Below are 19,093 nucleotides of genomic sequence, written 5' to 3'. Positions count from 1 at the left end.
ACACTCTCTAGAGTTGCACCAACAATGCTGTGAAACAATCGTTGGTCAACCTCTACTCAGGCCGAATCGGGCGACAAAGCCGAAGGCCATGAGCACGCCTTCTGATTTATCAACTACATGATGCAATACTTACAATGACTCCTAGGTTCGCATTACGGCGACAGTGCACAGAACGATCCTCCGCCAACGGGCATGGACACTCACCGCAGGTTCCGAGATCAGCTCAAGTCAAATGATGGCTTCGCTGTGCTCGCAATCAGCCAGCATTGCCGCGAGGGTTCAATTCGCTCTGATCCACAAGCTCCGTATCCAGCGCCTCGTCCGGCAACAGCAGGTCTGCGTCGAGATCAAGCCGGTCGCTGATCAAAACCGGCTTACCATCGCTGCAGAATCGAAACACGCTGTCGTCGGCATTGACATCGCCGAAGATCTTTTCCACCGCGGCGAAATCCCGGTGCGGGGCGAAACCATGGGCCTTCGACCACGCGGCAAGCCCGTGCAGCAGCTTGCGCGCCTCGCTCGGAGCGATCGGGACCATCGTCCCGACTGCAGCCGCCATGTCCAGATATTGCTCGACCTGCTCGCTCTCCATGGTCCTGAACATCGCATCCTTGACGCCCAGCGCGAAACTGTCCAGCAGAAACACGGCCGCGGTGAAGGGCGAGGTGTGGCCGCGGGTCAGGACCAGCGTCCCCATCCCGACGTCAAACAGGCCTTCGTTGACGAAGCAATGCCGGATCGGCGCTTGCGCCGCTCTTGTCACCTGGGCGGGCAGGCTGTTGTAAATCGCGTCCTCGCGTTTCGCCAGAATCGCCAATTGCTTGCGCCGCTGCGCCTTCTTGGCCCGCTTCTGCGCCATATTCACTGCCATCACCGCCGCTCCATCGCTTCGACTCGTGCCGCGGCACGATAGCAGGGGATGCGGGACGAAGTCTCCGCGGCGCGCCTTCTCCCAGAATCCTTGATTTCGTTTCTTTAGAAAAATGGTAGACATATCAGTCCCGAGTGAGGGGGACGCTTCGCGATCGAAGGACGTCGGCACGAATCCTTGACTACTTTCCTAGAGCGTCACCGACGTTGATTTGCAGGTCGGTCGCCATGCCGCCGTTCTCGACATTTTTGCAAAGCCGCCTGGCAGACCGGCGCCGTTTCATAGCGACAGAGGATCCAGCCGAATTGCGCTGCGTTGATCCGCAGAGCACGAATTCAGATCTTGCCCGACGTTTCCTCTTTCATTTTTTCCGAAATCATGTATATCTCTTCCCGTCCTGCTTCCGCCGGAGGGGCGTGTCGCGACCGTCACGAGACGTGGGAGGTGGGATGCGATGGGCGCAAGGAATCGCAGCGTGGCTTGATGTCGCGCGGACGAACGGTTCATTGCGCACGGCGAAATCGTGCGGTCCTGACACCCCGACGCTGGTGTCCAGCGCAATGCGCGCAAGCGCATTGTCGCCATGGTGGCCAACAAGCCCGGCGCACCAGGGAGACCACGTATAAGCCGTTCCAACCGTTGCGCAGGGAGGGCCGGGCGTGTTCGGCCAGACCTGTGGTACCTGCCGCCTGCATTTTTTTCGCAGGCGGGGCGCGGCCAGCGCCCGGCCTTCCCTGCGCCCTCCATCCGATCGAGGGCGGACCTGATGCACGACTCGGGCGCGATCCGCCGCGGGAGACGATGCCGCATGTCTGCGAGAGGAAATTCATTCGTGCTTGTTCGCAGTCAGGGCCGGCAGGGGCCTCATGGTTCGAGACGGCGCTGCGCGCCTCCTCACCATGAGGGTTTGGCGCCGAAACCGGAGCTGCATTTGGCCATGAGCGGTGTGCTCATCGGGAGGAGCGCGATGGCTGGCACAATTCATCGTCCGGGTACGACCTTCGCTCCTCACCCTGAGGAGCCCGCCGTAGGCGGGCGTCTCGAAGGGCGAGGCCCGGACCGTGGCAGCGTATCGAAGATGCGGCAGGAGAGCCCATCCCCTCTCCCCCGCAACCCTTTGTTAACCGCCATTAACCGAACGCTAACCAACCACCGGGCAAAAATTGCCGGGTGGAATGTGCGTGTCGTGGTTGGGTGCAGTTGACGGAGGAGAGCTTCCGTGGACGCCGGCGCGGTACCTCAGTTTCGGAACGGCGGCCCTGCGGCCGTCGCGCAGTCGTTTGGGGCCGGCACACGCGGCCGGCGGGAAGGGGCGAAAGCCATGGTCGACGTCACGGCGGGTCAGGGGGTCGGATCTCCGGCCGGCGGGTTCTCATTCGCTGACCTCAAGACAGCAGTCCTGCGCGGCGACATCGCGCTGGCGCTCGGCATCCTCACCATCCTGGTGGTGCTGATCCTGCCGCTGCCCTCGCTGGTGCTCGATCTGTTCCTGGCGATCTCGATCACCCTGTCGATCCTGATCCTGATGACCGCTTTGTTCATCCAGGCGCCGCTGGAATTCTCCTCCTTCCCGACCATCCTCCTGATCTCGACGATGCTGCGGCTGTCGCTCAACCTGGCCTCGACCCGGCTGATCCTGTCGCGCGGCCACGAGGGCACGGATGCCGCCGGCCACGTCATCGAGGCGTTCGGCAACTTCGTGATGAGCGGCAATTTCGTCATCGGCATCATCGTGTTCGCGATCCTGGTGACGGTGAACTTCGTCGTCATCACCAAGGGTTCGGGCCGCATCGCCGAGGTCGCGGCGCGCTTCCATCTGGACTCCATGCCTGGCAAGCAGATGGCGATCGACGCCGACCTCTCCGCCGGCCTGATCGACGAGAAGGTCGCCAAGATCAGGCGCAAGGAGCTGGAGGACGAAAGCGGCTTCTTCGGCGCCATGGACGGTGCCTCGAAATTCGTCCGCGGCGACGCGGTCGCCGGCCTGCTCGTCGTCTTCATCAACATCATCGGCGGCATCATCATCGGCGTCGCCCAGCAGGGTCTCGGCTTTGCCGAGGCCGCTCGCACCTACACCACGCTGACCGTCGGCGACGGCCTCGTCACCCAGGTGCCGGCGCTGATCGTCTCGACCGCCGCGGGCCTCCTGGTCTCCAAGGCCGGCGTCAGCGGTGCCGCCGACAAGGCGCTGATCAAGCAGTTCTCGGGCTATCCGCAGGCGCTCGGCATGTCGGCCGCCGTGATGCTGGTGCTGGCGCTGCTGCCGGGCATCCCGACCCTTCCGTTCCTGGCGCTCGGCGGCGGCGCCGCAGCGCTCGCCCTCAAGGCGCGCAAGCAGAAGGAGGTCGCGAAGGCCGAGGAGGTCGCCGCGGCTGCAGCGCCGGCGGCGGCTGCCACCGCCGCGGCCGCCGAGGAGCCGATCTCGGCCGCGCTCAAGATCGACGACCTCAAGATCGAGCTCGGCTATGCGCTGCTGCCGCTCGTGAACGCACCCGACGGCACCGACCGCCTGACCGACCAGATCAAGGCGCTGCGCCGGTCGCTGGCGATCGAGATGGGTTTCGTGATGCCGTCGGTGCGCATCCTCGACAACGTGCAGCTCGAGGCCAACACCTACATCATCAAGATCAAGGAGGTCGACGCCGGCTCCGGCAAGATCTGGCCGAGCCAGTTCATGGTCATGGACCCAGGCGGCAACCAGGTCGCGGTGCCCGGCATCCACACGACGGAGCCGACCTTCGGCCTGCCCGCCACCTGGGTCGACGCCGGTCTGAAGGAGGAGGCGACGCTCAAGGGCTACACAGTGGTGGACGCGGCGACCGTGCTGTCGACGCACCTGACCGAGCTGCTCAAGGCCAATATGAGCGACCTGCTCTCCTACGGCGAGGTGCAGAAGCTCCTGAAGGAGCTGCCGAAGGAGCAGAGCGAGCTGGTCAAGGACATCGTGCCGACGCAGATCACGATTTCCGGCATCCAGCGCGTGCTGCAGCTGCTGTTGTCGGAGCGCATCTCGATCCGCGACCTCTCGACCATCCTCGAAGGCATCGCCGACGCGCTCGCGTTCTCCCGCAACCCGGCCACGATCGTCGAGCACGTGCGCGCCCGCCTCGCCCGCCAGATCTGCGCCCAGAACACCTCGCCGATGGGCTACCTGCCGCTGATCGCGCTGTCGGCGAGGTGGGAGCAGGCGTTTGCGGAATCGCTGATCGGCCAGGGCGAGGAGCGCAGCCTCGCGATGCAGCCGTCGAAGCTGTCGGAGTTCATGACCGCGACGCGCGATGCGTTCGAGCGCGCCGCGCGCGAGGGCGAGTCGCCGGTGCTGGTGACGTCGGCCGCGATCCGGCCCTTCGTCCGCTCGCTGGTCGAGCGCTTCCGCGCCCAGACCACGGTGCTGTCGCAGGCAGAAATCCATCCGCGGGCGCGGCTGAAGACGGTGGGGAGCGTGTGACGGCTGGCGTTGCGGAACCGCGGAATCCCGAGCGCGTTTGATCAGCGGGGCCGGCGCGCGGCCCCGGCTTTTGCCGTTTTTACCGGCAGACCACCCCTTGCTTTACCGCCACAGGCAAACGAATTCTTAATTTTGCGTTAGGTGGCTGAAATTTCATCCGCACACCGAACAACAAGTCAAGTTATTGATATAACTATATAAATGTATATGTCATCGACTTTCGATCGCGAGGCATCACGCCTTATCACACACTTGTGATGTGGCCTACGAAACAGAATTGAGGTTTCCTACGTTAGTTCACGCGAGACGATGAACCGGAAAGCCCCCGGCTCACACGAATCAGCGAAGGACGGAAGACGGCAGGAGGCTTCCATGAACCACTCGATTTACAGCGCGGATCGGACCACCCACCTCAAGATCGTGGTGGTGGCGCTCGTGGCTGGCATCGCAGTGGCCGGCTTCGGCATCTCCGCCCGTCTCAACGCGGAGCCGAACTACGCGCAGACGGCAAAGGTCCTCAAGGCCGGCAAGCCGGTCGTGGTGACGAGTTCGGAGACGTCGCTGGTTCGCTGACAGGAATTCCCGGAATTCACGCGGTTCTCACAGCCCCCCAACTGGCCGCGTGGATATGTAGTAGACCCAACCCCAAGTCGACTACTGAAAACGCCCGCTCCCCACGGGCGTTTTCTTTTTCTGGGACTTGAATCACCGCGCCGGCGGCACCGTCTCGATCAGCTTGCCGGTAAAAACGATCGGCCCGGTCGCCTGCCCGGTCGGCGACCCGCCCTCAGGCTCGACCGTGACGGCGTAGGTCGCACGACTCACGGTGTCGGCGTCGTAGGACGAGAGAACGGGACGGCTGGTGAAGTCGCTGCCGCCGATCACGCCGAGCGAGCGCGGCTTCTGCAGCCTGTCGGACACGAGCCACAACTCGAAGCTCTTGCCCGGCTCCGGCGCAGCGCCGACCCGGCGCACAGTGTAGCTCTTGCTGGCGGCATCGACGGTCAAGATGAACGCCGGCGACGCCGCGTCCTTCTGCAGGAGAGCAACGAACTGGGCGGAGGGTTGCGCGACCGGCACCTTGATCTCGACAGTCTGGATCCGCGGCTTCGGCCGCAATGGCTGCGGCAAGAGATCGGGGCGGTAAACCTGGACACCGACCAGCGCGAGCAGCACGGCCGCGAGCGCGGTCATGATGTTGGCGACCGCGCGCAACTGCCGGACCTTGGACGAGAGCCGCACCACGTTCGCATCATCGTTCGCGATCTCATGCGCCGCAGACGCGCTACGCGTCGCGGCGACGGTCGTGACCTCAGGCTCGGGCGCCTCAACCGGGGCCGCTTCGATCGGCCGGGCTTCCGCCGCGACAGGCGAACCCTCGGGAGGTGCAGGGTCAGGACGAACAGCAATGACTGGAGCCTCGGCCACCGCCACTGATTCAGCCGGCGGAGCGCTCTCGGCGAACGCGCGCAACCGCGCGATCTCGGCCTTGATGCGCTCCCACAGCTCGGGGCGCGGCTCGACCAGCCCGACCATCTGGTTGAGCGGACCGAGACGAAATTCCCACGCCTGGACCAGCGTCGTAAATTCCATGTCGACGGCCATCATGGTCTCGACCTGCGCCCGTTCGGCGGCATCGAGCGTCCCGAGCGCATATTCCGCCGCCAGCGCGATATGGTCTTCGCTATACGCCATCACAGGTCCAGGTCACGTCCTACAAGGTCTCTCGCCGGCTCGAACGGCACCTCATCCGAGACCGAGGCATTGGCGGATGTCCATCATGCTCCGCCGCAACCAGGTCTTCACCGTGTTCACCGGCGCCTCGAACTTGGTCGCCAATTGCTCGCGGCTCCAGCCGTTATAGTAGGCAAGCAGCACGAGCTTCTGGCGGTCGGGCTCGAGCTGGCCGACGCATTCCAAAAGACGCTTGAGCTCCTCCGACATCTCGCGGCGCGCCAGCGGATCCGGCGTCTCGGCCGCAACCTCCAGCGCGGAGGGCTCATCCTCCAAAGACAGCTCACCGCGCTTTCGCACCAGGTCGATGGCGCGGTTGCGGGCGATGGCGGCCATCCAGGTGATCGGGGACGACACCGCCGGGTTGAACTGCGCGGCGTTGTTCCAGACCTTCACATAGGTCTCCTGGACGACCTCCTCGGCGAGGTCTTGTCGGTGCAAGATACGGAGCACGACGCCATAGAGTTTCGCGCGCGTCGCCGCGTAGAGGCGCTCGAAGGCGGCCTCGTCCCCCTTGGCAACGGCGGCAAGCAACCAGACCAGCTCTGCCGGCGTCAGCATTCAGCGTCCCCGAAAATCGCCCCACTCCCTCGTTCGAGCCTACGTCCTCCCGTAGCACAAGTCCTGGGCAACTCTCCACCGGGGCGGGCGCGACGAAAAACCCGGACCTCGCGGCCCGGGTTTTCGAAAGCGACAGCCGCGACGGCGACAGGGGCTCAGGCGATGACGCCGAGCCGGGCGCGCATCAGGCCGATAGAGTCCATGTCGGCCTGCTCGCGGGCGCTCTCCTCGGCCTTTTCGCGGGCCTGGTCACGCTCGTCGAGCAGCTCGACCTTCTTCATCTCCTCGAACGCCTCGGACAACGCGGCCTTGGCGTCCTCGAGCTGGGTGCGCAGCTCGTCGGCCGAGCGCGTCAGGTTTTCCCGGCGCTGGATCGCGGCCTTGGCGTAGGTCGGATAGGCAAAATGGGTCGGGTCGTTGATGCCGGCCCGCTCCTGCTCGGTCTGGATCTCCCGCTCGAGCTCGGCCGACATGCGCTGGAAGTCAGCGATCATGCCCTCGATCTGCGTCACCCGGCGGCGTTTCTCATCCACCTGAAACTTCTTCAGACGGATCAGCGTTTCGCGCGACTTCATCGACTCATACTCCCCAGAAGTCCCGTGTAGGGCGCGGGACAGGGCCGGCCGCCCTCCCTGGGCTCGCCGACTAGGCTCGTTACATGGAGGGGATGATTACCCGACAAAGTTAGCTTTCCGTTTCCAAGCGCCCCAGGATCTGTTCCAGCTCCCGATACCCGCTCTGCAACGTCGAGACCTCGTCCTTGCGCTGGCGCAGGAACGCCTCCAACGGCTCGTGCAGCCGGATCGCCTCGTCGACCTCCGGACTGGAACCGGCGCGGTAGGCGCCCAGCCGGATCAGCTCCTCCATGTCGGCGTAGGTCGCCATCACCTGGCGCGCCCGCATGATGGTCGGCAAGAATACGGGGTCGGCCGATTTCGGCATCGTCCGCGACACGGATTTGAGGACGTTGATCGCCGGATAGCGGCCGCGTTCGGCGATCGAACGCTGCATCACGACGTGGCCGTCGAGAATGCCGCGCACCGCATCCGCCACCGGCTCGTTGTGATCGTCGCCATCGACCAGCACCGTGAAGATCCCGGTGATGGTGCCGTCGCCGCTGCCCGGCCCCGCCCTCTCCAGCAGTTTCGGCAGCTCGGTGAACACGGTGGGCGTGTAGCCCTTGGCGGTCGGCGGCTCGCCGGCCGACAGCCCGATCTCGCGCTGCGCCATTGCAAAGCGCGTCACAGAGTCCATTAGACAAAGGACATCCTTGCCCTCGTCGCGGAAATATTCGGAGATCGCGAGCGTCAGATACGCCGCCTGCCTTCGCATCAGCGCCGGCTCGTCGGAGGTCGCGACCACGACGACCGAGCGCGCGAGACCCTCATCGCCGAGATCGTCCTGCAGGAACTCCTGCACCTCGCGGCCACGCTCGCCGATCAGTCCGATCACCGACACCGCCGCATCGACGTTGCGCGCCAGCATCGACAGCAGCACCGATTTGCCGACGCCCGAGCCGGCGAAGATGCCGAGCCGCTGGCCGCGGCAACAGGTGAGAAAGGTGTTCAATGCGCGGACGCCGAGATCGAGCGGCGAGCCGACGCGCCTGCGCGAATGCGCCGGCGGCGGATTGTTCCGATAAGGAACCGGTGAGGCGCCCTGCGGCAGCGGCCCCTTGCCGTCGATCGGCTCGCCCATCGCATTGATGACGCGGCCGAGCCAGGCCGGCGACGGCCGCACCTGGTTGGCCGCATTGGCGATCACGGCGCGGCAGCCGCGGCGCACGCCCTCCAGCCCGGCGAACGGCATCACCACGGCATTCTTGCCGGAGAAACCGATCACTTCGGCAGGGATGTAATTGTTGCCGGTCTCGATCACGATGCGCGCGCCGACCGACATCGCATGAAGCGGCCCGGCGATCTCCACCATGAGTCCCTTCACGCCGACGACACGCCCATAGGTGTTCACGGCGTCGATGTCGCTGATCTGCTCGGCCAGGGCCTTCATTGCCAAAGCGCCTTCATCGCGAGAGAAAGTTCATTGCGCCAGAGCCTTCATTGCGAAAACCTTAAGTAGGGGCAGATTCGCGTCGTCGGTTTAACTCTGTGTTTACTCGCATCATTAATCATTACGTCATGGTCTGGAGTGACTGACGTGCTTCGCTTTGCCGCCTTCAAAAAGCGGTGAGATCCGAGAGTCGGTTAGGTCCATCTCTTAACATGGAGCTTGAACGAGGACGGCTAAGAAAAACTGCCTTATCGCAACACCTTACGGCGATTCGATAAAAATTGCACGGATAGAGCTTGCGGAGGGGAATCAGGATTTGTTAACCATCTCTCGTCAGGATCCGAATCAGTTGTTCAAAGGCGTTTTGAGTGCCGCGATGGCGGCCGACCTGACGCCCGGAGCGGCGACTATGGGGAACTGGCATGCGCGTTTTGCTGATTGAGGATGACAGCGCCGTCGCGCAGTCGATCGAGCTGATGTTGAAGTCTGAGAGCTTCAACGTCTACACGACTGACCTTGGCGAAGAAGGCGTCGACCTCGGTAAGTTGTACGATTACGACATCATCCTTCTCGACCTCAATCTGCCCGACATGTCCGGTTACGACGTGCTCAAGCAGCTGCGCGTCTCGAAGATCAAGACGCCGATCCTGATCCTCTCCGGCCTCGCCGGGATCGAGGACAAGGTCAAGGGTCTCGGCTTCGGCGCCGACGACTACATGACCAAGCCGTTCCACAAGGACGAGCTGATCGCCCGCATCCACGCGATCGTCCGCCGTTCCAAGGGCCACGCCCAGTCGGTCATCCAGACCGGCGACCTCGTCGTCAACCTGGACACCAAGACGGTGGAGGTCGGCGGCCAGCGCGTGCACCTGACCGGCAAGGAATACCAGATGCTGGAGCTGCTCTCGCTCCGCAAGGGCACCACGCTCACCAAGGAGATGTTCCTCAACCATCTCTACGGCGGCATGGACGAGCCCGAGCTGAAGATCATCGACGTCTTCATCTGCAAGCTGCGCAAGAAGCTCGCCAACGCCTCCGAAGGCCGCAACTTCATCGAGACTGTCTGGGGCCGCGGCTACGTGCTGCGCGAGCCGCATGACATGGACGAGCGCATCCCCGCCTGATCTTTCACTGGGTACTCCGGCAGGCCTCACCGGCTTGCTCCTCCCAGACTGGGCCCCGCCGCAAATGGCGGGGTTTTTGTTTGTGGGGGTGATGGTTTGTAAGGCGAGCGCTTGCCTGGGGCCGATGGGTGTTGGACACGAGCTCTCTCAACCCAACCGCTGCGCTCCCCTCCCCCTTGCGGGGAGGGGTCGAGGGTGGGGGTCCCAGCGAATGGTCTTCATGTAGGCCACCCAACCGCAGCTAGCTAAACAGCAATCTCACCGCCGCGGCGCCCCATGCCCCAAACTCGGTTCGGAGCAAGACCCCCCCCACCCCAACCCCTGCCCGCGAGGGGGAGGGAGCCCACCGCCGTTGCTGCGCCAGTGCGCCTCGAACTCCCAATCCCGAAACACAAGCGCCCTCGCCTCTCAACGAGCATGAAGCTCGAGAAGGCCTCGACCGCGATCCACACCCCGCTTCCTCAAACCTTCCATCATCCCAAGCTGACGCGGTCTCGCGGCGCCCGGCGCCCGAGTTGTGTGCCATTCTCACCGCCCTCCTCTCACTGAGGGCGCAGGGAAGGCCGGGCGCTGGCCGCGCCCGTGGCCCGCCTGCAGAAAAGAAAGCAGGCGGCAGTCGCCACAGGTCTGGCCGAAACACCCGGCCCTCCCTGCGCGATGGTTTTACGATTTATACGCGATCTCCCTGGGGACCGGCTGTCTTGCCCCCATCACCCGCAGGCAGCTCATCAGCAACGCCCACAAGCTTGACCTCAGCACCGGGAGGCCAGGACCACGCGACTTCACCGTGCGCCAGGGATCGTTCGTCGGCACGGCCAAGCCATGCTGCGACCCCACAGCGCCCATCGCATCCCACACCCGACGTCCGTGACGACCGCGAAGCGTCCCCTCGTTGGGCGGGACGGCGCGCAGTAAAGCACATTTTTCGTAAAAACAAAATAGAGTTTCGATAAACAGAAATCATATTTCTTTCAGGCGTTCGAACGGCCACCGTCAAGGCTTGCGTTCCCGATCGAGACCCTGTCGAACGCTCCTGTTTCGGATCCGAACGCTCCTGTTTCGGATCGACGATCTGCCATGTGCGGCTTCGCGCAAGTCACCTGCGATGCCCATGCGGCGCAGAGATCGGTCCCAATTCTGATCACCACGCTCGGCGGGGTGGTGTCGACCAGTTGCCGGAACGTGCTGAGCGGCGATCGGCTTCTGGTCGACATGACGACCGGCGTTTCGCAAATCGAAGTCGATAGCGGTACGGTGAAGGCATCGGTCGAACCCGTCGTCAGAGGCATGTTGCGGAGCGACATCGGCTCCGCCGGGCACCGCACCAAAGCCGAAGAAATGATGCCAAAAGTTGTGCGGACCGTGACGTCGCACCCGCCTTCGGTACCTTGAGTTGCATCAAAGACGGTCAGCAATTTCCGTGGCAGGCTAGCATTGACGGCGTATCCGTCATCAATGGTCCTTCAACGTGAGGAGTTCACTATGGCTAGAAGCATTGCTGTTGGTCTTGTTATTCTCGCCGTCTCTACATCTGCGGCCTTGGCCGGACATCGTACTCATCATGCAAAAGGTACTCATGCAAAAGCCAGTGCGGCTCAGCAGGTCGGGGCGAGCAAAAGTGATCGCGACCAATATGGAAATATGCAGGTCAATCCCGGAACTCCGGGCCTGAGCGGCAGCAACGCTGCCCTACATGCAAAAACGCATCGCGATTCCGGCTACGGGCCGAAGAGTGACTACAATGCAGACGGAACCATGCGGGTTGATAGCGGAACTCCGGGCGCAAGCGGCAGCAACGCTGCCCTACATCGTAGAACGCACCGCGATTCCGGCTACAATCCCAAGAGTGACTACAACGCGGACGGGACCCTGCGGGTGCATCATTAGTCGTTTCTTGCGACCGCGTGATGAGCCCGGAGCGTTCCCCGCACCGGGCTTTCACGCCCACGAAAACTAGCTGTCCTTGCATTGACCGACAGCGATTACGGCGACGGCGACGCTGCTCGACTGCACAAAACTATCATCTCGGCCGTTGTGTACGGGCCCATGAGTCTGGCCGATCGCGCTGGCGGCACCGTACGCGCGGACGCCATGTAGGAGCTAGTCGCGGGGATACTGTTCCTGCAGTCGCCCGAGGCGTCGAACCTGACCGGCGCGTTCTACGCGACGGACGGCGGATGGACGGCCTATTGAACCCGCTTCCAGTCCGCCGAGGACTGGAACGATCGTTCACCCACGATCAGCTTCGAGCAAAGAGACGAGATCATGATGCGATCCCGCGGACCCGCATCATGATCTCAGGGTCTCGGAAGAGCCGCGGACCTAGCGGCACTCCTTGTCTGACGGCTGTTCACAGGAACGATATCGCAATTGGCCGTCATTGCGAAGGGCGAAGCGACGACGCAATCCAGAGTCGCGAGCTCGAGTTTGGATTGCTTCGCTGCGCCGCTCCGCTCGCAATGACGGATGGGAAGAGCGTGCTTAGGCCACTCAGGCCACTGCGCTTGGCTTGCCGCGCGTAACGTAGCGGCCGTCGCCCTTGGCGCCGACCAGCTGGCCGTCGCGCACGACGAATTTTCCGCGCAGCATCGTAGCGACGGGCCAGCCGGTGATCTCGATGCCTTCATAGGGCGTGTAGTCCGAGCCGTGGTGCAGGCCGGACTGGGTGATCTTCGCGGTCTTCGCCGGATCCCACAGCGCGATGTCGGCATCGTAGCCGATCGCGATGGAGCCCTTAGCCCTCAGCCCATACGTCTTGGCGTGGTTGGTGGCGGTGAAGGCGACGAACTGGTTCAGCGTGATGCGACCCTTGCTGACGCCTTCGGAGAACAGGATCGGCAGCCGGGTCTCGACGCCGGGGATGCCGTTCGGTACCCAGCGAAAGCTGGTGCGGCCTTTCGGCGTCAGCTTGCCGGCCTCGTCGTCGTAGCGGAACGGACAGTGGTCCGACGAGAACAGCGAGAACACGCCCTGCTGCAGGCCCTCCCAGCAGGCCTCCTGGCTGGCCTTGTCGCGCGGCGGCGGCGAGCAGACATATTTGGCGCCTTCCATGTTGAGGCCCTGCATGTCCTCCTCCGTCAGCACCAGATATTGCGGGCAGGTCTCGCCGTGGATCTTCAGACCGCGCGCCTGCGCGCGGCGGATCTCCTCCATCGCCTCGCGGTTGGAGACGTGGACGATGACGATCGGCACGTCGATCAGCTCGGCCAGCGAGATCGCGCGATGGGTCGCCTCGCGCTCGACCGGAATCGGGCGCGACTTGCCGTGATAGTACGGCGCGATCTTGCCGGCGCGCTCCAGGCGGTCGGTGAGGAAGCGGATGGCGTCGTAGTTCTCGGCATGGATCTGCACCAGCGCGCCTTGCTCGCGCGCGACCTGCAGCACGCCGAGGATCTCGTAGTCGTTCAGCGCGAGACCCTCATAGGTCATGAAGATCTTCAGCGACGAATAGCCGTCGGCGACCAGCGCCGGCAGCTCCTGGCCGAGCACGGCGTCCGTGGGATCGGCGATGATGAGATGGAAAGAGTGGTCGACGTAGCAGGCCTTGTCGGCGAGCGCGTGATAGTCCTTCAGCGCGGCGCGCAAGGGCTGGCCCTTCTCCTGCAGGCAGTAGGGCATGACGAACGTGTTGCCGCCGAAGGCGGCGGCGCGCGTCGCGCTCTCGAAATCGTCGGCCATGACGATGCCGGGGCCGGAGGGCTGGCTGATATGGACATGGCTGTCGATGCCGCCCGGCAGCACCAGCAGGCCCGTGGCATCGACGATCTCGTCGGCATCGGTGATGGCCTCGCCGATCGCGACGATGCGGCCGCTCTTGATGGCGACATCGGCCTTGAACGTATCGCTCGCGGTGGCGACGGTGCCGTTGCGGATAACGGTGTCGAATGCAGCCATGTGACGTCCTTCTCAGGCGAAGTTCTTGAACAGCGTGCCCCAGCCGGTCACGGCGGCCGGATCGACGCCGGCGACCTTCAGGCTCTTCCATACCACGGTGGCGATGGTGTCGAGAATTGGAATGCCCGTCTCCTGCTCCATCCTGTCGACCAGCGGCGCGGCGCGCAGGTTGGTGCAGACGACGGCGATCGCATCGGGCTTCTCGGCCGCGACCTCGCGGATCATGCGCTCGAGCTGCGCCTCGGTGACCTCGGCGAAGGAGAAATTGTCCTGCAGGCCGAGATGGCGGTCGCCGCCGCAACCGATGCCGAGCGTCTCGTAGTTGGCGATGATCCGCGCCTGCACGTCGTCGCGATAGGGTGTGACATAGCCGAGCCGCTTCACGCCGGATCTCGTCAGAATCTCGTTGAGCGCCAGCATCGAGGTGGTCGCAGGGATGCCGGTCGCGGCCGTGATCTGCTCGCACAGCCTGACGTCGGCCTCGAAGCCGAGCCAACCCGAGGAGGTGCCGTTCCAGCCGATGACGTCGACCTTGGCATGCGCGAGCAATTCGGCCGCGCGCAAGATGTTCGATGTGTCGAACTGCGCCAGCGCGTCGGTCGACAACGCGATCTCCGTGACCTTGAAGCGCGAGAAATGCGCTGACACGTTCGGCAGGCCGGCGACCATGGCCGAGGTGATCGGCTCCAGGGCGGTGTTCGACGACGGCGTCAGCATGCCGAGGAGAGTGCGTTTGGTCATTGGTGGTTTGCCTCTCTCGGCGCGGGCAGTTGGAGGTGGTCGGCGGGAAGACCTCTCCCGCTTGCGGGGGAGGTCGGATCGCATCGCAGATGCGATCCGGGTGGGGGAACTCTCTCCTCACGGGCAGCGTGCCGTGGAGCGCCCCCACCCCAGCCCTCCCCCGCAAGCGGGAGAGGGGGCGCACTGCGCATATCGAGCTGTCTCGGCTTCAACATGCATCGTTTGTGCGGGAGCAATCGGGCCATCATCACGCCCGCTCCCCCTGCTCCGCCCGCTCGCCGCGCAGCAGCGCCAGGATGTGGCGCTTCAGCGCATTGAACTGCGGGCTGGTGATGTCCCGCCGGCGCGGCAGATCGATCGGGATGATCTCGACGATGCGGCCGGGACGCGCGCTCATGACGGCGACATGAGTCCCCAATGTCAGCGCCTCGTCGATGCCGTGGGTGACGAACACGATCGTGCCCTGGTGCTGCTGCCAGATCCTGACAAGCTCGGTCTGCATGTCCATGCGGGTCTGCTCGTCGAGCGCGCCGAACGGCTCGTCCATCAGGATCACTTGCGGATTCATCAGCAGCGCCCGGGCGATGCCGACGCGCTGGTTCATGCCGCCCGACAGCTCGGACGGATAGTGGTTCTCGAAGCCGGTGAGCCCGACCATGTCGATATAGACCTGCGCCCGCGCGCGGCGCTCGGCCTTCTGGCCGCCGCCTAGCAGCAGATGAAAGGCGACGTTCTCCCACACCGGCAGCCACGGCATCAGATTGGCGTGCTGGAACACGACGCCGCGATCGGCGCCGGGCGCCGTCACCGTCTCGCCGTCGACGGCGATGCGGCCCGCGCTCGGCTGCTCGAATCCGGCGATCATGTTGAGAAGGGTCGACTTGCCGCAGCCGGACGGGCCGAGCAGGCAGACGAACTCGTTGCGCGCGATGCTGAGGCTGATGTCGGCGAGCGCCGTCACCTCGGCGTTGCGCTTCCTGTCGGTGAAGATCTTGGAGACGCTGGCGATCTCGATCGCGACCATGCTCATTCCCCGCCGCCCAAGGTGGTGTTGCGCTGCCAGTGCAGCACGCGCGCCATCACGAAGCGGATGGCAAGATCGCTGCAGAAGCCGAGCAGGCCGATGCTCGCCATCGCCGCCAGCACCAGATCGTAGCGCAGGAAGTAGTAGGAATCCCACAGCACGTAGCCGAGCCCGCTCTTCACCGCGACCATCTCTGCCGTCACCGTCAGCATCCACGCCGAGCCGATGCCGATGCGAAGCCCTGCAAAGATGCTCGGCATCGCCGCGGGCACGACGATGTAGCGCAGCAGCTTGCGCTCGCTGCCGCCGACCATGGCGCCGGCGCGGATCAGATTGCGGTCGCAGGTCTTCACGCCGTGGATGGTGTTGAGCAGGATCGGAAAAAACGCGCCGAGAAACACCAGGAAGATCGCCGGCTTGTTGGCGATGCCGAACCAGATGATGGCGAGCGGGATCCACGACACCGGCGGGATCGGCCGCAGCATCTGAAGCGTCGGCTCGATCACGATCTCTATCTTGCGCGACCAGCCGATAGCGACTCCGAGCGAGACGCCGAGCACGGTGGCAATCGCAAAGCCGGCGGCAACGCGCGACAGGCTGGCCAGCATATCGGCGAGCCAATGGCCGCTGTAGGTCTGGGTGTTGCCGTCGGTGCCGACCAGCCAGTCCGCCCACGCCCACAGCACGGTCGACGGCGCCGGCAGCAGCGCCGCCGGCAGCGCGCCGGAGCGCGAGAACGCCTCCCAGCCGGCGAGCACGAGCACCGGGACAATATAGCGGTCGAGCTTCCTGAGCTGGGCGAACGCCGTCATCTCAGTAGCCGAGCTCGGTCTTCGGCTTGCCGGTCGCCGCTTCCAGGAAGCGGTAGTCGAGGTTCTTCTCGACCGCGGCCGTGACGTCCGAGTTGATGTATTTGAGGTCGCGCATCATCGTGGCGATGGCGAGCGCGGAAGCGCGGTACATCTTCGGATCGGGATCGAGATTCTCGACCGCGCCGGTGGCGATCGCCTTGTCCAGGCCGGTGATCTTGGAGATCACCTCGATCAGCGCCGGCTTGTCGGCCGCGATGTGCGCGTCGACCTTCACGACCGCGCTCACCACGCCCCCCAGCGCCTTCGGGTTGGATGCGATGACGTCGGAGCGGGTCAGGATCAGATTGGTCAGCTTGCCGGCGGCCTGGTCATAGGGGAAGCCGAAGAACTTCGCCGCCTTGGCCTGCATGATCTGGGTCGCGAACGGCTCGACGGTGCAGATCAGCTCGACCTCGCCACGGCGCAGCGCCTGCAGATGATCCGACGGATTGGGAATGTTGACGAACTGCACGTCCTTGTTGATGTCGATGCCCTGCTTGGCGAAGGCGCCGCGCATGTGGATGTCCTGCGCATTGCCGCGCGAGGCGGCGACGCGGAACGGCTTGCCGTCGGCCCTGTATTTGGCGATGAGCGCCTTCAGCGCGCTCCAATCGCCCGGCGCGACCTCGAGATCATTGCCGAGCAGGATCGCCGAGCCGCCATTGACCTGGCCGGAGATCGCGACCACGTCGAAGCCTTTGTCGAGCGCGATGGCGTAATGCAGATAGGTCACCTGCGCGACGTCGATGTTCTTCGATACCAAGGCGGTCAGCGCGTCCGTGCCGGTGTTGAAGCTGACGGCATCGATCGCGACGCCCTCCGCGAATTGCGGCGTCAGCGACATCGGCGTGCAATGCGCGCATTTGGCGTAGCCGAGTTTGATCTTGGCGGCATCGTCGGCGAAGCTGAGCGAGGGCAGCGCGAGCAGGGCGAGCAGGGCGAGCATGGGCAGCACGAAACGTTTCACATCCATCTCCAGGGCAGGTCGGTTCATGGGCTTGTCTCTCATAACTTGTCCTCTCATCAGCAAGCGACGTGCCAACTGGATGCGATATGCAATGTTGATTTTTTACAGTAATATCAATATGTAATAGTTCATGAATTTTGGAGATCATGCCTCATCCGCGGGCGCATCGCCCGAATTTCAGGCATCTCGCAGCGGAGCAGCCGCGCCTACATGACCCCGCCTTCACCCCGGCCCAGACTGAAGACGCGCTTCAAGCCGGCGCGGCTGAAGCTGTCGTCCGACCACTCCAAGCGGCCGCTCGATCGCCTGTCGCTGCACGATCAGCTCGTCGCCAGGGTGCGCGAGATGATCGTGGACGGCGAGCTCGCCGCCGGCGCTGCCTTGCCCGAGCGCATGCTGTGCGAGACCTTCGGCGTCTCGCGCACGCCGCTGCGCGAGGCCTTCAAGATCCTCGCCGCCGAGGGCCTGATCGAGCTGCGGCCGCATCGCACGCCCGTGGTGACGCCGATCGACGCCCGCGAGATCGCCGAGATCTTCGACGTGATGGTGTCGCTCGATGCCACCGCGGGCCGCGCCGCGGCCGCGCGTGCGACGTCGGACGACCTCGCCAGGCTCGACGCCATGCATGCCGAGCTGGTGGCGCTGCATCGCGCCGCCGAGCGCGCCGCCTATTTCCGGCTCAACCAGCAGATCCATGCCGAGATCACCAAGCTCGCCGGCAACGCCGTGCTGCTCAACATGTGGAGCACCCTGCATGCGAGCGTGTTCCGGGCGCGGGCGGTCGCCAATTACGACGCGCGGCGCTGGGACGAATCGATCGGCGAGCACGAAGCGTTCATGGCGCTGCTGCGGGCGCGGGACACATCCGGCTTCGCGCAGGCGCTCTCCGAGCACACCCGCAAGACGGGGGATTCCGTGCTGCAGATGCTGGACCAGGCCAGGCTGGATCCGGCGAAAGACGGATAGACTTTGTTCACGTCGAACCGGGCATGCTGGCATCGCGACAGATGAGAGCTTCCAAGCGTCGGGCCTGATCCATGATCCTGCAATCGCTCGCCGGCCTGCCGGCCTTTCTGGTGTACTTCTGTACCGCACTGGTCGCGGTGACGGCCTACCTGTTCGTCTACACCCGCGTCACGCCCTACAATGAATTCCAGCTGATCCGGGACAATCACCCCTCGGCCGCGATCGCGCTCGGCCTCAGCCTGCTCGGCTTCACCCTGCCGCTGGTCAGCGCCATCGCCCATTCCGCCAACGTGCTGGACTGCCTGATCTGGGCGCTGGTCGCGCTGATCGTCCAGGTGATCGTCTATTACCTCGTCCGCATTCCGGTGCCGGATCTCGCCCAGCGCATCGTCGCCGGCGAGCTGGCTTCGGCGATCTGGCTCGGTCTCGCGTCGCTCTCCGCCGGCGCGCTGAACGCCGCCTCGATGATCATCTGACCATGGCCGAGAAACGCCGCGAATTCGGCAAGCGCCGGCCGATGCCGCCCCCGCCCGCGACGCCGCCGGTGAAGCGCTCCGGCCATGTCGCGCTGCTGCTGATGGGCACGCTCGCGGTCGGCAGCACCGCCTATGCGCTGATGCCGCGGCAGCAGAGCTGCCCGCAGCAGGGCACCGAGACGCCAACGATGGCCGGCCAGCCGCAGACGAGCGAATGCACGACGCGCCGCTCGAGCGGCGGTGGCGGCGGCAGCGGCTCCGGCCGCTGGGGATTTTCCAGCGGCGACAGTGATTCCAGAAGCAGCGGCTCGAGCCATGTCGCCGAGGCCTCCTCCGCACATGTCTCGCGCGGCGGCTTTGGCTCGTTCGGACACGGCTTCGGAGGCGGCGGCTGATTTTCGTCGCGCCGGCGCCGTGAAAACACCGCGT

At 64.5% G+C, this 19,093-nt stretch carries 18 protein-coding genes; 8 read left to right on the top strand and 10 right to left on the bottom strand.

The window, feature by feature from the left end:
• Positions 1-256 precede the first annotated feature (256 nt).
• Positions 257-871 carry a hypothetical protein gene (locus QW881_RS24435; protein ID WP_315757391.1) on the bottom strand — a complete coding sequence of 205 codons (615 nt, stop codon included), beginning with the start codon at positions 869-871 and terminating at the stop codon, positions 257-259.
• A gap of 1,321 nt (positions 872-2,192) precedes the next feature.
• Here QW881_RS24435 and flhA point away from each other — a divergent pair.
• Positions 2,193-4,319: a flagellar biosynthesis protein FlhA gene (gene flhA / locus QW881_RS24430; protein ID WP_315714040.1), complete on the top strand. Its 2,127-nt coding sequence runs from the start codon at positions 2,193-2,195 to the stop codon at positions 4,317-4,319.
• 372 nt (positions 4,320-4,691) lie between these two features.
• Positions 4,692-4,892 (top strand): hypothetical protein, encoded by a 201-nt coding sequence (locus QW881_RS24425; protein WP_315734069.1) that lies wholly within the window; start codon positions 4,692-4,694, stop codon positions 4,890-4,892.
• 132 nt (positions 4,893-5,024) lie between these two features.
• Here QW881_RS24425 and QW881_RS24420 read toward each other — a convergent pair whose 3' ends face one another.
• The 4 genes from QW881_RS24420 to fliI all read right to left on the bottom strand — a co-directional run bounded on the left by QW881_RS24420 (position 5,025) and on the right by fliI (position 8,621).
• A complete protein-coding gene (locus QW881_RS24420; protein ID WP_316159238.1) occupies positions 5,025-6,014 on the bottom strand; it encodes an anti-sigma factor domain-containing protein in 990 nt (329 codons plus the stop codon).
• Between the two features lie 51 nt (positions 6,015-6,065).
• A complete protein-coding gene (locus QW881_RS24415) occupies positions 6,066-6,614 on the bottom strand; it encodes a sigma-70 family RNA polymerase sigma factor (RefSeq protein ID WP_315714037.1) in 549 nt (182 codons plus the stop codon).
• 155 nt (positions 6,615-6,769) lie between these two features.
• On the bottom strand, positions 6,770-7,189 hold the full coding sequence (gene fliJ / locus QW881_RS24410; protein ID WP_315714036.1) for a flagellar export protein FliJ: 420 nt from the start codon (positions 7,187-7,189) through the stop codon (positions 6,770-6,772).
• A 109-nt stretch (positions 7,190-7,298) separates the two neighbouring features.
• Positions 7,299-8,621 carry a flagellar protein export ATPase FliI gene (gene fliI / locus QW881_RS24405; RefSeq protein ID WP_315757393.1) on the bottom strand — a complete coding sequence of 441 codons (1,323 nt, stop codon included), beginning with the start codon at positions 8,619-8,621 and terminating at the stop codon, positions 7,299-7,301.
• A 422-nt stretch (positions 8,622-9,043) separates the two neighbouring features.
• Between fliI and ctrA the strand changes: the two genes are divergently transcribed.
• The 3 genes from ctrA to QW881_RS24390 all read left to right on the top strand — a co-directional run bounded on the left by ctrA (position 9,044) and on the right by QW881_RS24390 (position 11,632).
• Entirely contained in the window at positions 9,044-9,745 is a 702-nt protein-coding gene (gene ctrA, locus QW881_RS24400; RefSeq protein WP_012046382.1) for a response regulator transcription factor CtrA, read from the top strand.
• Positions 9,746-10,822: 1,077 nt separating this feature from the next.
• Positions 10,823-11,137: a hypothetical protein gene (locus QW881_RS32620; protein WP_409999006.1), complete on the top strand. Its 315-nt coding sequence runs from the start codon at positions 10,823-10,825 to the stop codon at positions 11,135-11,137.
• 90 nt (positions 11,138-11,227) lie between these two features.
• Positions 11,228-11,632 (top strand): hypothetical protein, encoded by a 405-nt coding sequence (locus QW881_RS24390; RefSeq protein WP_315757394.1) that lies wholly within the window; start codon positions 11,228-11,230, stop codon positions 11,630-11,632.
• A gap of 603 nt (positions 11,633-12,235) precedes the next feature.
• On the opposite strand, the gene hydA is transcribed toward QW881_RS24390, so the two are convergent.
• The 5 genes from hydA to QW881_RS24365 form a co-directional block, all read right to left on the bottom strand.
• Positions 12,236-13,639, bottom strand: coding sequence for a dihydropyrimidinase (gene hydA / locus QW881_RS24385; protein WP_315757395.1), 1,404 nt, complete (start codon positions 13,637-13,639; stop codon positions 12,236-12,238).
• Between the two features lie 12 nt (positions 13,640-13,651).
• Complete coding sequence (locus QW881_RS24380; protein WP_315757396.1) at positions 13,652-14,380, bottom strand: aspartate/glutamate racemase family protein; 729 nt, start codon at positions 14,378-14,380, stop codon at positions 13,652-13,654.
• Positions 14,381-14,627: 247 nt separating this feature from the next.
• A complete protein-coding gene (locus tag QW881_RS24375; protein WP_315757419.1) occupies positions 14,628-15,404 on the bottom strand; it encodes an ABC transporter ATP-binding protein in 777 nt (258 codons plus the stop codon).
• Positions 15,405-15,406: 2 nt separating this feature from the next.
• On the bottom strand, positions 15,407-16,216 hold the full coding sequence (locus tag QW881_RS24370) for an ABC transporter permease (RefSeq protein ID WP_315757397.1): 810 nt from the start codon (positions 16,214-16,216) through the stop codon (positions 15,407-15,409).
• Position 16,217: 1 nt separating this feature from the next.
• Positions 16,218-17,228: an ABC transporter substrate-binding protein gene (locus QW881_RS24365; protein ID WP_315757420.1), complete on the bottom strand. Its 1,011-nt coding sequence runs from the start codon at positions 17,226-17,228 to the stop codon at positions 16,218-16,220.
• Positions 17,229-17,432: 204 nt separating this feature from the next.
• Here QW881_RS24365 and QW881_RS24360 point away from each other — a divergent pair, with 204 nt between their 5' ends.
• From QW881_RS24360 to QW881_RS24350, 3 genes are all read left to right on the top strand, one after another.
• Positions 17,433-18,188, top strand: coding sequence for a GntR family transcriptional regulator (locus QW881_RS24360; protein ID WP_315757398.1), 756 nt, complete (start codon positions 17,433-17,435; stop codon positions 18,186-18,188).
• A 71-nt stretch (positions 18,189-18,259) separates the two neighbouring features.
• Positions 18,260-18,664 (top strand): DUF350 domain-containing protein, encoded by a 405-nt coding sequence (locus QW881_RS24355; protein WP_315757399.1) that lies wholly within the window; start codon positions 18,260-18,262, stop codon positions 18,662-18,664.
• Positions 18,665-18,666: 2 nt separating this feature from the next.
• Entirely contained in the window at positions 18,667-19,059 is a 393-nt protein-coding gene (locus QW881_RS24350; RefSeq protein ID WP_315757400.1) for a hypothetical protein, read from the top strand.
• Positions 19,060-19,093 lie beyond the last annotated feature (34 nt).

Origin of the sequence: Bradyrhizobium sp. SZCCHNS3016, from assembly GCF_032484535.1 — a bacterium.
Lineage (GTDB): Bacteria > Pseudomonadota > Alphaproteobacteria > Rhizobiales > Xanthobacteraceae > Bradyrhizobium.
This window is presented reverse-complemented; position numbering and strand designations above follow the sequence as displayed.

Excerpts from the sequence above, each read along its gene's own strand:
- fliI (WP_315757393.1), bottom strand. The coding sequence starts at position 8,621 with ATGAAGGCCCTGGCCGAGCAGATCAGCGACATCGACGCCGTGAACACC.
- QW881_RS24420 (WP_316159238.1), bottom strand. The coding sequence starts at position 6,014 with ATGGCGTATAGCGAAGACCATATCGCGCTGGCGGCGGAATATGCGCTC.
- QW881_RS24390 (WP_315757394.1), top strand. The coding sequence starts at position 11,228 with ATGGCTAGAAGCATTGCTGTTGGTCTTGTTATTCTCGCCGTCTCTACA.
- QW881_RS24375 (WP_315757419.1), bottom strand. The coding sequence starts at position 15,404 with ATGGTCGCGATCGAGATCGCCAGCGTCTCCAAGATCTTCACCGACAGG.
- QW881_RS24425 (WP_315734069.1), top strand. The coding sequence starts at position 4,692 with ATGAACCACTCGATTTACAGCGCGGATCGGACCACCCACCTCAAGATC.
- hydA (WP_315757395.1), bottom strand. The coding sequence starts at position 13,639 with ATGGCTGCATTCGACACCGTTATCCGCAACGGCACCGTCGCCACCGCG.
- QW881_RS24360 (WP_315757398.1), top strand. The coding sequence starts at position 17,433 with ATGACCCCGCCTTCACCCCGGCCCAGACTGAAGACGCGCTTCAAGCCG.
- QW881_RS24350 (WP_315757400.1), top strand. The coding sequence starts at position 18,667 with ATGGCCGAGAAACGCCGCGAATTCGGCAAGCGCCGGCCGATGCCGCCC.
- QW881_RS24355 (WP_315757399.1), top strand. The coding sequence starts at position 18,260 with ATGATCCTGCAATCGCTCGCCGGCCTGCCGGCCTTTCTGGTGTACTTC.
- QW881_RS32620 (WP_409999006.1), top strand. The coding sequence starts at position 10,823 with ATGTGCGGCTTCGCGCAAGTCACCTGCGATGCCCATGCGGCGCAGAGA.
- flhA (WP_315714040.1), top strand. The coding sequence starts at position 2,193 with ATGGTCGACGTCACGGCGGGTCAGGGGGTCGGATCTCCGGCCGGCGGG.
- QW881_RS24435 (WP_315757391.1), bottom strand. The coding sequence starts at position 871 with ATGGCAGTGAATATGGCGCAGAAGCGGGCCAAGAAGGCGCAGCGGCGC.
- fliJ (WP_315714036.1), bottom strand. The coding sequence starts at position 7,189 with ATGAAGTCGCGCGAAACGCTGATCCGTCTGAAGAAGTTTCAGGTGGAT.
- QW881_RS24365 (WP_315757420.1), bottom strand. The coding sequence starts at position 17,228 with ATGGATGTGAAACGTTTCGTGCTGCCCATGCTCGCCCTGCTCGCCCTG.
- QW881_RS24370 (WP_315757397.1), bottom strand. The coding sequence starts at position 16,216 with ATGACGGCGTTCGCCCAGCTCAGGAAGCTCGACCGCTATATTGTCCCG.
- ctrA (WP_012046382.1), top strand. The coding sequence starts at position 9,044 with ATGCGCGTTTTGCTGATTGAGGATGACAGCGCCGTCGCGCAGTCGATC.
- QW881_RS24415 (WP_315714037.1), bottom strand. The coding sequence starts at position 6,614 with ATGCTGACGCCGGCAGAGCTGGTCTGGTTGCTTGCCGCCGTTGCCAAG.
- QW881_RS24380 (WP_315757396.1), bottom strand. The coding sequence starts at position 14,380 with ATGACCAAACGCACTCTCCTCGGCATGCTGACGCCGTCGTCGAACACC.